The 11,850-nt window shown below is 61.7% G+C and carries 9 protein-coding genes; 3 read left to right on the top strand and 6 right to left on the bottom strand.

Annotated elements, in window-relative coordinates; genetic code table 11:
* Positions 1-501: 501 nt before the first annotated feature.
* From CXQ90_RS19175 to msrA, 3 genes are all read left to right on the top strand, one after another.
* Positions 502-948, top strand: coding sequence for a VOC family protein (locus CXQ90_RS19175; RefSeq protein WP_104140945.1), 447 nt, complete (start codon positions 502-504; stop codon positions 946-948).
* Positions 949-1,684: 736 nt separating this feature from the next.
* Entirely contained in the window at positions 1,685-2,056 is a 372-nt protein-coding gene (locus CXQ90_RS19170) for an SgcJ/EcaC family oxidoreductase (RefSeq protein WP_181038631.1), read from the top strand.
* Between the two features lie 646 nt (positions 2,057-2,702).
* Complete coding sequence (gene msrA / locus CXQ90_RS19165) at positions 2,703-3,224, top strand: peptide-methionine (S)-S-oxide reductase MsrA (protein ID WP_104140943.1); 522 nt, start codon at positions 2,703-2,705, stop codon at positions 3,222-3,224.
* A 1,214-nt stretch (positions 3,225-4,438) separates the two neighbouring features.
* On the opposite strand, the gene CXQ90_RS19155 is transcribed toward msrA, so the two are convergent.
* From CXQ90_RS19155 to CXQ90_RS19130, 6 genes are all read right to left on the bottom strand, one after another.
* The gene (locus CXQ90_RS19155; RefSeq protein WP_104140941.1) at positions 4,439-5,635 is read right to left on the bottom strand and encodes an epoxide hydrolase family protein; all 1,197 of its coding nucleotides are present in this window, start codon (positions 5,633-5,635) and stop codon (positions 4,439-4,441) included.
* A gap of 282 nt (positions 5,636-5,917) precedes the next feature.
* Positions 5,918-7,114, bottom strand: a complete 1,197-nt coding sequence (locus CXQ90_RS19150; protein ID WP_104140940.1) for an epoxide hydrolase family protein — start codon at positions 7,112-7,114, stop codon at positions 5,918-5,920.
* Between the two features lie 544 nt (positions 7,115-7,658).
* Positions 7,659-8,261 carry an AAA family ATPase gene (locus CXQ90_RS19145; protein ID WP_104140939.1) on the bottom strand — a complete coding sequence of 201 codons (603 nt, stop codon included), beginning with the start codon at positions 8,259-8,261 and terminating at the stop codon, positions 7,659-7,661.
* A 203-nt stretch (positions 8,262-8,464) separates the two neighbouring features.
* The gene (locus tag CXQ90_RS19140) at positions 8,465-8,731 is read right to left on the bottom strand and encodes a hypothetical protein (RefSeq protein ID WP_104140938.1); all 267 of its coding nucleotides are present in this window, start codon (positions 8,729-8,731) and stop codon (positions 8,465-8,467) included.
* An 848-nt stretch (positions 8,732-9,579) separates the two neighbouring features.
* On the bottom strand, positions 9,580-10,254 hold the full coding sequence (gene ribA / locus CXQ90_RS19135; protein WP_104140937.1) for a GTP cyclohydrolase II: 675 nt from the start codon (positions 10,252-10,254) through the stop codon (positions 9,580-9,582).
* 741 nt (positions 10,255-10,995) lie between these two features.
* Entirely contained in the window at positions 10,996-11,559 is a 564-nt protein-coding gene (locus CXQ90_RS19130) for an ABATE domain-containing protein (RefSeq protein ID WP_104140936.1), read from the bottom strand.
* Between the last annotated feature and the right edge of the window lie 291 nt (positions 11,560-11,850).

Genomic DNA, 11,850 nt, shown 5'->3' with positions numbered 1-11,850 from the left:
TCTGGCATGCCGTACCGGCCTACCCCACCGTCAACGAGATCTGGCTCCGGCTTCTCGAAACCTACGGGCGCCCCTCCAAATAGATGCCCGCTGCGTTGGCTACGGTGTCTTCTCCCCATATAGCGGAGTAGACACCGTGCCGGCCGACCAATCGCTACGGCACTGTTCTGGGCCTACCTCGATACGCCGACTCAGGTCGACCTCAACGATCGAGTACAACGGCCAGTTGCCGTCGAACATCCTGCATTACTTCCTCCAGGCTCAGGGGGCGTTCGCGCTGGCCGCCATGCTGAAAAAGATCACGGCGGATATGATTCGCGCCACCGCCGCGGCGTCGTCCTCTCCGTACCGTTTGTCCCGGCGAACCAGAGTGTAGTCGCTGTTACCGGGACAAAGACAAGGATCATTCAGATCCGGAATAAAACAGCCCTCTCGGGCCTCCGGCCGGAAACCCACCAGCTCATCGCACCACCCAACACACAAACCCAGTAAGGAATTGAAATGGAATACAAGCTCGAACTCATTGTTCTGCCCGTCTCCGATGTGGAGCGCGCCAAGGCGTTCTACGACAAGTTTGACTGGCGGCTCGACGCCGACATCCAGGGTGAGGGCGGCTTCCGGGTTGTGCACTACACCCCGACTGGATCCCCGGCATCCATCATCATCAGCAACGGCCTCACCGATGCCGCACCGGGCTCCACGCGGGGCACCTATTTGGTCGTTGACGACGTTGAAGCGGCCCGCGCCGACATCGCCGGCCGTGGTATCGAGATCACCGAAGTCTTCTACGAGGCAGAGGGCGGCATCCCCAGCGTCAAGACCGAGGGGCGCACTCCCGGCCTGGCTCCGGAGCGCGCCAGCTACTTCTCCTTTGCGATTTTCAACGATCCCGAGGGCAATGAGTTCATCCTCCAGGAAATCACCACTCGCTTCCCCGGGCGCGTCTAACCACCAGGGCCGGAACCGGCTCCGGTTCCTAGAACCGACACCATCGGGTCCGGATCATCCCGGCGCAATTCGCCGTCTAGGAAGGCGCGGAGAAACTGGTCAAGGTGCTGCGGACCTTCCGGGCTCCCACCCGAAACGCTCACTCGCGCTCCCCGGCCAGCCCGCCCTGCGGAGCCCATCACCAGGCCCGGTGGTGGGCTCCGCTGGTGCCGGATTACCGAATGTCAAGGACTGCTCAGTCCCTGCAGCACTGGGTCTTCCCTTGGTGCCATTTGGTGAAGGAACCCAGCGTTTCCTTGACGGTCCGTCCTGCCCGGATGGGTTCATCTATGCCCTCCAGATGTTGCCCTTTCTACAGACGACTGCTGCGCCATCCGCCAAGTGGCCACGAAAGTGTAAGGCCGAATCGTCAGGCCGAGAATCCGCAACGCGCCTCCTCAAAACGAAGCGGGGAACGCGCTCAGGGGCAGCTGCCTGTCCGAACCCTGATGTTGGCTGAATCACTCACAGCAATACCGCGCCGCGCCAATGAGGGCAAGGTCCACGACCTGATGAAGAGGTTTGGACAGCTGCGCAAGGGGCAGGACGGTGTTGAGCCTGAGCCGAGGCAGGAAGGCCGGCCCGTTCCGCAACAACACCCAGTACCTCTAGAGCGCCGGCAACTGAGCGCGAGCTGGCGGGTCAGACCTTGCTGGCTGCCCCGTCTTCGCCAAAGCGAAAAAGGAAGATGATCACCATGAACAGCATTGCGCGACTTGCCACTCTGACTGAAGTTCTGGAAGGGTGGGCAGACGGAATTCGAAGACACCAACCAGAACGAGTTGCCTCCTACTTCACCCAGGATGCACTGTTCCAAGGTTTCGACAAGAAGCACACGATCGGCAGGCCTGGCATCGTCAGGTATTACGACAAGCAGCCCGTGGGCGTCCGTCCCCAGTTCCAGATTATGGAACACCGGCAGCTCGGGGATGATGCTCTCATCGCTTATGTCGATGTCGTCTTCATTCGTCCTGAGGGCATCATCGTTCCGGTACATCTAACGGTTGTCCTGCAGCAGGTTGAGGGTTTGTGGCTGATACGCCATTACCACGTTTCGAAAATTGACTAGCAACTGCCGCCTGATCGCAGGGGGCAGCAATGCCCCCGGTTGTGTTCTGGCGATCGAGCGGACCCTTGGGTACTCGTTCGAGAAGCTGGTTGTCGGATACGTGACCCGTTATGGCACCCACTCCGCGGGCCGGAGGAGATCACTGCGGCAATCCTGTTCCTTGCCTCCAACGACGCTGCTGGCTCCGTCAAGGAGAAGAAGTGTGAGTCCTCGGATCCCGGTGTACTAAGCGAGCCGGCTCCAGTGCCTGCAAGACCCGGCCTGTCCGGAATCTGACCGGGAGGGCTATCTGTTGAACTCTTCAGGAAAGCGCTGTCTCGAGCGTCATGACAATGTCATCCACGCCCAGAGAGGTAGTCAGTACTTCCCGGAAGTTCCCCGGGACAAGCTCAAGCCCGACAGAGGCAGAAGCCAGTTGTGACCTGAGGCTGACTCGATACCTGCTGAAGGGGATACCCGCAGGCCGTCTGCCTACAGCCAATCGGGAGATCGATCCAACAGCGTCACCAGTAAACCCAAGTTCGGCCCCATGGAAAGCGACACTTCCGATCTGCTTTCCGTCGACCTTGATAGATCACGTTTCGGGCACCGGATTCGGGAACTACCGGAGCCTTCAACTATTAACGAGAGCATGAATGGAGCGAGCATGAAAACGTTTGTCCTCGGCGGAGGCTGCTTCTGGTGTCTCGACGCCGTCTACCGGAAAACCAAGGGTGTCAGCTCGGTCGTATCGGGTTATACCGGCGGCCATGACCCCAACCCCAACTACCACTCCCTGTCCTCCGGGACCACCGGCCATGCCGAGGTGGTGGCCGTAACGTTCGACGAGGATGTAATCCCGGCGGCAGTGATTCTGGACATGTTCTTCGCCCTCCACGACCCCACGACCCTCAACCGCCAGGGCTACGACGTCGGAACGCAGTACCGCTCCTCGTTTTTCTACGAAACGACGGAGGAAAAAATCCTCTTTGAGGAAGCAATCGAGCGTAACCAGGCACTCTGGTCGCACCCGATCGTGACCGAGGTCAGCCAGCTGTCGACGTTCCATGTCGCGGATGACGTCCACCAGGACTACTACGCCAAGTACCCGGAACAAGGCTACTGCCAGGTGATCATCAACCCGAAGCTCGCCAAGGCCAGGAAATATTTCTCTGCATGGCTTGCTTAGCTCGGTCTGCGCCCGCTCTTTAGGCTAGCCTCAATGTCCCACTTGGGAGACGGGACCGCACCCGTTTGCAGTGGATACCGACGGCAGGGCGGTGGGAGTCCTGACGCTTCAATCCGAAGCGGCGCCTTTGGCCGATTAGCCAAACGAGGACTCGGTCTGGCTTCTCCGCGGTTTCCTGATCGACCGCTGGCAGCAGGGCAAGGGCTTCGGGACGCTGGCCGCACCCGCTGCCGGCGGGCGGGGCAAAAACTCGCGGCGGCGCTGGCGGGGAACAGACCGGCGTCGTGCTCTCGGTCAATGAAACCAAACCGGCCGGGCTCTCCGCTTACTGGAAAGCCAGCTGCGAGGACCGCGGGCTGTACCTCGGCGGCGACGCCGGGCACCAGTGGACCTGTTCCGGGCATTCTGACCGAACATCAAAGTGTCAGGCTGCTCAGCTGCGCCGTGCTGACCACGACGGCCCACGACATCTTGGGCCACGGAACGCGTCCTGACGGAGTTGATTTGGCAGTGGCCAAATCAACTCCGTCAGTTACAACGGCCCTGAACTCGTGCAGCAGCAGCGGTAACGGTCCCGCAGCCGGCCACCGCCGGAGGATGGTGCTCGTACTCGTTCCAGTGTTTGCAGCGGAGACTTCGGCGTAGGCAGAGAGGTCAACCGGACCTGCTCGTTGGGTAGTCGCCCCATGGCCTGGGGTTTTGCGCGTCTCTCCGCCCGGCAGATGGCCCATGCCGCGTTGGTAAGCCCGATGTGGCTGAAGGCCTGGCGAACTCTGGCCGGCCAGGGCCGAGACTTGGGCGGGCCAGAATGTGCACAGAGGAAAGCTTCCCTACTCGCCGCCCAGACCTGCACCACCTCCCAGCATGCGCGCGAAAACGGAGGGACTTTCAAACCGGGGAAAACACAGTCACTCAATGGACCCGGCGCTGTTGACCAGGGCCGGGTCAGTGCCTGTGGAGAGGAGCGCGTAGTCCGAAATGGGTAAGCTGCTCACCGCAACAAACCTCAGGTCCGGCCGTATGGCCTCAGGTGGTTGTCCGGCATCGCAGGTCACCGCGCCGGTGCCGGGCAACGACGTTCTTGAATCGGGCATCACTTGGACCTCCTCATCATCAGCACGTCCCGCTAATCACAAAACGCCTTCTGATGACCTGCACGCCCGTACACTCCGGCGGGCCGGGTCCAGCAGGGGATTTTGCCTGGTTTTGGGCATTTAGCGAAGAGACCGGAAGCCTTTGCGCATTTCTTCTACGAAGATTTTCGGTTGCTCCCAAGGCGCGTAGTGTCCGCCCTTATCGACCTTGTTGTAGTGGATGAGGTTGGGAAACCCCTGCTCTGTCCAGCTTCTGGGGGCTGTATATATCTCGTCGGGAAAGACGCTCACGGCAACCGGAATGGAGATGCCTTTGACAGCGAAGAAAGGGGACCGGTTTTCAGCGTAGAGGCGGGCGGAAGAAATCGCCGTGTTCGTCAGCCAGTAAAGCGTGACGTTATCGAGGACATCATCCCGCGTGAGGCCTTCGGACCCTCCGGCAAAGGCCCGGGAAATCATCTCCAAGCTGCGCTCCTCAAGGTCCATCTGAAATGCTGCCAGACCCACAGGTGAATCGGAGAGTGCCATGAGCGCCTGCGGCCGCGACGCCATTATGTATGCGTAGTAGACGTGATCGAAAACGTTTCTCAGCTGTTCAACTGCGTGGCTTTCCTCATCCGAGAGTGCAGGACCCTCCGGCAGCCGGTTGCCGGACGCGAGTGCCTGGTAGATGTCGGGGGGAACTACCGCCGGCATGTTGGAGTGCATGCCAACGAGTTCCGGAGGTGCCAGCAGGGCCATGTGTTCTGTGATGATCGCACCCCAGTCACCGCCCTGGGCCACATACCGCGTGTATCCAAGCCGCTTCATCAGCTCGATCTGGGCAGTTGCGATGCGCTCGGGTCCCCAGCCGGTCGTGGTTGGCTTGCCCGAGAACCCGTAACCGGGCAATGACGGAAAGACCAGGTCGAAGGCGTCCGATGCGTCGGCACCATGTGCGGTGGGATCAGTGAGCGGTCCGATGATTTTCAGCAGCCCGATAATCGAATAGGGCCATCCGTGCGTAACGATGAGCGGCAGGGCATCTTCATGCTTGGATCGGACATGGATGAAGTGGATGTCGAGTCCGTCGATCTCAGTGATGAAATGCGGCAAAGCCTTCAGCGTCGCCTCGGTCTTGCGCCAGTCATAATCTGACGCCCAATAACGCGCGACCTCCTGCATCGTCGCCAGGGGCGGGCCCTGGGACAGATCCTGGACCGTCTCCCTCTCGGGCCAGCGCGTGGCTCTGATCCTCGCACGCAGGTCCTCAAGTTCCGCGTCCGAAAACTCGAAAGTAAATGGCCGAACCATGGACTTTTCGGTTAATACAGACATGGGAATATCCTCTTTATCAGCTTACGGCGTCGTGGTCTGGACGGCGCGGAGCATGTGCTTTCGTAAGAGAGAGCCGCTCTGTTCAGATGCTGCGTTGAGGGCTGCAATGGAGGGCACGCTTTCCTGCATTGACCGGCTTATCAACGTCCGCCGCCGGCGCCTTCCTCTGGATCGGTCGCTGCCACCCCGGTCATTCCCGGCAGGCCGAGTGGCTCCGAGTTGAGCCACCCGGCCCCGTCCCAAAGCCATGGGCAACTAGACCCCGCCCTGGAACACGGATATTTAGCGAAGCGACCGGAAACCTGTGCGCAACTCATCCACGAAAATCTGCGGCTGCTCCCATGCCGCAAAGTGCCCGCCCTTGTCGACCTTGTTGTAGTGAATGAGGTTAGGATACGCCTGCTCTGTCCAGCTTCTGGGGGCTGTATATATCTCGTCAGGAAAGACGCTGACCGCGACAGGGATGGTTACTCCTTTGACGTCAAAGAAGGGGAACGTGTTTTCCCCGTAGAGGCGGCCCGAAGAAACAGCCGTCGTAGTCAGCCACGTGAGCGTGGTGTTGTCAAGGAAATCGTCCCGCGTGAGGCCTTCGGGCTCTCCTGCAAAAGACCGGGAGATCATGGCCAAGCTGGCCGCATCATGGTCCATCAGGAACGCCGCCAGACCGACTGGTGAATCCGTGAGTGCCATCAGCGACTGCGGCCGCGTGGCCATGATGTAGGCGTAGTAGACGTGGCTGAACAGGAATTTCAGCTGTTCGATCGTCTCCTGTTCCTCGTTCGAGAATGAGAGGCCCTCCGGCAGCGGATTGCCCTGAGCGAGCGACTGATAGACGTCTGGTGGAACGACCCCGGGCATGTTGGTGTGGATGCCGACAAGTTCCGGAGGCGCCTGCACGGCCATCAGGTCCACGATGAGCGCACCCCAGTCACCGCCCTGGGCCACATACCGCGTGTATCCAAGCCGCTTCATCAGCTCGATCTGGGCGCCTGCGATGTGGTCTGATCCCCAGCCTTTCGTGGTTGGCTTGCCCGAGAACCCGTAACCGGGCATCGATGGAATGACAACGTGGAAAGCGTCCGATGCGTCGCCGCCATGTGCGGTGGGGTCGGTGAGCGGCTCGACGATTTTCAGCTGCTCGATGACCGATCCAGGCCATCCGTGGGTAACGATGAGCGGCAGGGCGTCTTCATGCTTGGAACGAACGTGAATGAAGTGGATGTCGAGCCCGTCGATCTCCGTGATGAAATGCGGCAAAGCCTTCAGCGTCGCCTCGATCTTGCGCCAGTCATAATCTGACGCCCAATAACGCGCGACCTCCTGCATCGTCGCGAGCTGCGGGCCTTGGGACTGATCCTGGACCGTCTCCCTCTCGGGCCAGCGCGTGGCTCTGATCCGCGCACGCAGGTCCTCAAGTTCCGCGTCCGAAAACTCGAAAGTAAATGGCCGAACCGTGGACTTTTCGGTTGATACAGACATGGGGCATTTCCTTGTTATCAGCTTCCGGCGTCGTGGTCTGGACGGCGCGGAGCATGTGCTTTCGTAAGAGAGAGCCCCTCTGTTCAGATGCTGCATTGAGGGCCGCACCTCACAGCGCAGTGGCCCCTGTTTTTAGGGCAAAGTTGCGGGGAATCAGAAGGCTGTACTTGCTTTTGACAGCCAGTCCCTCTGTTCTCAAGGCCCGCCCCACAATCGGAGGGAGGCGAGCCCCTGCTCAGAGAAGCAAAAAATTGAGGGCTATATCTCGTCTGAGCTGCTTGTGCGCCGAAATGGTAATTGGCCCTCGTTTATTAAGTTCAGACGCCTCAATGCCGCGCCGCACCTCGCAATTCTAACGCCGAAAAATCACCAATTCCAGAGGCCGCCAAACGACCGACATTTCAGTCTTGGGGCCCGCTCTGTAATTACTGGCGGATAAGTCGAGCGCTACATAAGGCAGGCTAGCGGCAGTAGCACAGCAAGTTGCTAGGCAATTAGGAACCGCGCTGAAAGGGCGGTTCCCTGCCGCGGCGCAGCTTCTTGATTAAACCTTGAGCTTGGCGCTGCTGAGGCGCGCTTCTTCCGCTGCGGCGATGACCCGTTTCAGCCCCGCGAGGACCTCGTGCTCGGGGGCACCGGCGTTAACAATAGTGAAGTCAGCGAACTCGGGAAGGGAACGGTAGGCGTCCCGCAGCGAGGTGAGATCGGCCAGGGATTCCTCATCGGTGCCGCGAGCCACGATTCTGTCATGGGCCTGCTGCGGGTCGATGTCGAGGTGAATCACGAGGTCAGGAGTCGGCAGCTTCCGCAGAAGCCAGGGGAGTAGGCGGCCGCGCGGCAGGCCCCTGGCCTCCCGCAGTGCCAGCTGGCAGTGCAGGTGGCGGTCCATCACCGTCAGGCCGCGGAAGCGCCGGGCCCGGACATGGGAGATCAGGACGTTGGCAACACGGATGGTGGTTTCGACGGCGTCGGCCAGCCGCGGCGGAAGCTGCACGCCGAACCGGGCGGCGAGCAGCGACATCCGGCGCCGGCCGGCGTAATTGCTCAGAAGCAGTGCATTTTTGCCGTCGGCAAGGGACGACGACGCCAGCGCCTTGGCGGCGGACGTCTTGCCGGAGCCGTCGATACCTGTCAGCACAATCAGCACGTTGCCCTCCTTCCGTTTCCATCGCCGGTTTCAACATCGGGCGGCCCCCACCACCGGGGGGCCCTGCGATCGCCCCGGCGCGGGCTGGTGGCCTTCGAGCCTGCGCAACATCGCTGGACAAAAGCTGAAAGTACAAAGAGGAGGACGACGGCGGCACTCAGCTCCCGCCGTCGTCCTCCGTCCTGCTGGAGGCTCCCGGCAGCCTAGCCGCGGCGGGTGTAGCTGCCTTCGGTCTCGTCCAGGGGCGTGGTGTGAAGCGTCACGTACCGGCCCCGGACTTTTTCCCCGTTGCCGGAATGCCCGCCGGGCAGCGAGACGTAGGCCCCCTCGGTGCCGGGTGCGTCGTCCCGGTTTCCGGGCACGGTGACGTAGCTGCCGCCGCGCGGTGCCCTGGTGGTGAGCGTGGCGGTGCTGTTGGTGAGTGTTGCGGCGCCCTCGCGGGTCGCAGTGTGTTCGGTCTGCAGGGTCATGATGTTCTCCTGTTGTTGGTCGAGATGGATGGGGCTGTACCGGTTGGTACCTGCTTATTGCCGCCAGCGACTGCTGGCAATTCCTTGCTGGGATTCCGGCCGCGGATCGCGAGGAGCTGAATGCATGGCAGTGGACTAATGCACGGCAGTGGACTGCGGAGGCAACACGACTGCTCTGCTGAAGCCGGAATACGTGGAACTGGGCCGGAGACGGTGGGACTGCTTGGGGAGGGAGCGCGTTCACGCCCGCGGGGTCGCGGCAAGTGCCGGTCGCGGGGCAATTCGGCGTCCCGTCCGCCGCCGCCTCGCCCGCAGCTGGGTTTTTCACCCGTGCGGCACCCAAAGGGCCTGTTGGGCAACTGCCTAATGCCTGGCGAGTGCTTCGATGACGATCCTTTGAACTCGCGTCCGGTCTTGGAGGTGATCCAGTCGATAACGTCCTGCCGGTCGGCGCGGGGGAGGAGAAACCCGGTTCCCTTGCATGCCTAGCTGGTTAGAAGGCGGGGATGGTGAGGCCAAGGAGCGGCGGCCGAGGGGGCTGCGGCCTGCGTGCACCAGTATCGCGTCCACGGCCAGGGTTGGGTGTTGAGCAGAACGCTTACGAAGCGCTGAATCCGGCGGAGGGATGCCGGTGGGCGTCCCTCCCGATTAATGTCCTCCATGGTGGTGCCCGGAATGCGGCGGAGCCGCTCGGTTTCCTCCGTCCGCTCCCGCAAGCGGAGAATGAGGGCGTCTGCACGGGCGAGCATTTCCTCATGGTCTGGGGTAACCGCTAAGGGGTGCAGGGCTGAGGTTGACGGCGCAGGCGAGGCCGTCCAGGAAGATCATCATGCGGGGGTCCTGTCGCGTTAGGCCGAGGTGGGGAGGTTCAGCGTGTGCGCGGTGTGGTCGCGCTTGGCGGCGAGGTAGCGGTGGTTGGCTGGAGACAGGTGCAGTCCAGTGGGGATCTGCTCGGTGACGTCGATGCCCAGGGCGGTGAGCTGCGCCGTTTTGTCCGGGTTGTTGCTCAGCAGGCGGACTGACGTGGCCCCCAGTGTGCTCAGCATCTGGGCAGCAGCAGTGTAGTCGCGCTCGTCCTCGCCGTGGCCCAGGGCCACGTTGGCTTCATAGGTGTCCAGGCCGGCGTCCTGCAGGGCGTAGGCATCAAGCTTGGGGTACAGGCCGATGCCCCGGCCTTCCTGGCGCAGGTAGAGCAGGAACCCACCGGTTGCCGCGATCTCCTGCACCCCTTCGCGCAGCTGCGGCCCGCAGTCGCAGCGCTGGCTGCCGAACACGTCTCCGGTCAGGCATTCGCTGTGCAGCCGGACCAGCGGTGCCGGATGCTCCGGCCCCTGCTGGAGCGCCCGTTCCCACTCGCCCAGGGCAAGCACCAGGTGCTCCTTGCCGTCAGTCAGCCCATGGAAAGTCAGCACGTCAGCTGCAACCGTGAAGCCATCTGGGAAGAGCAGCGGGACGCTGACCTGGCTGCGGACGCTAGCGGTGTCAACAGCGGCGTTGACAAGTCTCTCAGATACAACGGTCATTTCGGGTCCTCATGGTATTCGATAGTGGGCGGCGGGCGGCGGACAGGAACTGTGTAGGCTTCGGCGTCACCGGTTCAACTGGTAACGATATTGGCATGCTCTACTGTCACCTGTCAAGGAGGTGACCAAGCCGTTCGGACCGTTGGTGGATCTCGCATGCCCGTCGACGGCAACGCCGGGAGTGGCAGGGGCCCATGACGGCATAGGGCATCCTGACACATTTGTAGTAAGCCCGAGTCTTCTAACTACTAAAGTTGGAAGTCAGAAGGTAGGGCTGGATTGGCAAAACAGTCTCGACGTCTCATTCGAACTAGCCCCGCCGTCGTGTCTTTCACATGCGGTGGCAGTCCAGGCCGGCACCCCGTTCCTGCGGGCAGACGAAGCTGTGACGGAAGCGGTGCATCGGGCCGCCCTCTCCTCTGCTGCGTCTACGACGGGCCGTCACGAAGGCCTTCTCCGGGAGGTAAGCGCGGAGGCCCGTATAACGACTTCACGAGGCAGCACGACCTCGGGGCGCCTTCGGATACGGAAATTCATCACCTGACCCGTCCTGCGGGCCGCGGCAGCCCGGGCGGGTGATACCCATCGGGTTACCCTCTGGGCGGGTACCGGATTTGATCGCTCCATCGTCGGTTCAGCCCGATCCATCCTCGCCCGGCTCGCCACCGAGCGCAGGAAGCGTTTCGGATCCCTTTGCGTCGGTGCCTTAGCTTCGGTGCTTCCTCCGCTGAAGCGTGGCCGCTATTTGCCGGCCGCAGGAACCAGCTTCTCTTCTCGTTTTCGGGCACGATAGGCGGCCGCTTTCATCCTGTTGCCGCACGGGTCCATAGCGCACCACTCCCGACGTTCTCCCCGGGACCGATCGATGTAGATGCGGCTGCACTCGTGGTTCGCGCACTTCTTGAGCAGCGGCGCGTCGGGTCCGCTGAGGAGCTCGATGGCGTGACGTGCCACTGTCGACAGCGCCTGGGCCGGGGTCGCTTCGGTCTGTCGACCGTCCGGTGTGAGCTGCTGAAGGACGGGCGGTGTGCGGGCCGCATCGTTCACGATGGAAAGAGCGTCCCCGTCGTAGGCACTCCCGGTCATCTTGGCGTGGACGAGTGAGTAGATGGCATCCCGTATCCGGATTGCCTTTTCATGGTCTGCCGGTCGAAATTTAGTGTCCCCGTCCACGATCCCGGACTCTCGGAACCAGGAGTCCAGACTCTCCGGTGACGGGAACAGTTCGACAGGCACCCCAAGCCGTGAGCCAAATGTTCCAGCGAAATCGAGGGCCGGATTGCCGCAGACAAATGAATGTTTCATATCACCAGTTTGACAGGTGACGACTTTTAGGGCAACCTGCTAAACCGCTAACAGATACAAGCAACGTTCGCCACCGTTGGCGTCTCCACCAGTGATGGTTGACGAGAGTCCCCAATGGCCTGGGAGCTTCATGGGCCGTCCCGCGAAGGCCTGCGCTTGACGACCATCGGATCCCCGTTTCGCTTCACCCCTTCCACGAAAGGCAGCAATGCTTACCGTGCAACTTGACGCCCGGTGAGATCAATCTCCGCGACCTGCCCACACCAGTACCTGGCCCCGGCATGGTACTTA

Source organism: Arthrobacter sp. ZGTC131 (genome assembly GCF_002929275.1).
Taxonomy (GTDB): Bacteria; Actinomycetota; Actinomycetes; order Actinomycetales; family Micrococcaceae; genus Arthrobacter.
The sequence above is the reverse complement of the archived record's forward strand: the minus strand, read 5'-3'. Positions and strand labels throughout refer to the sequence as shown.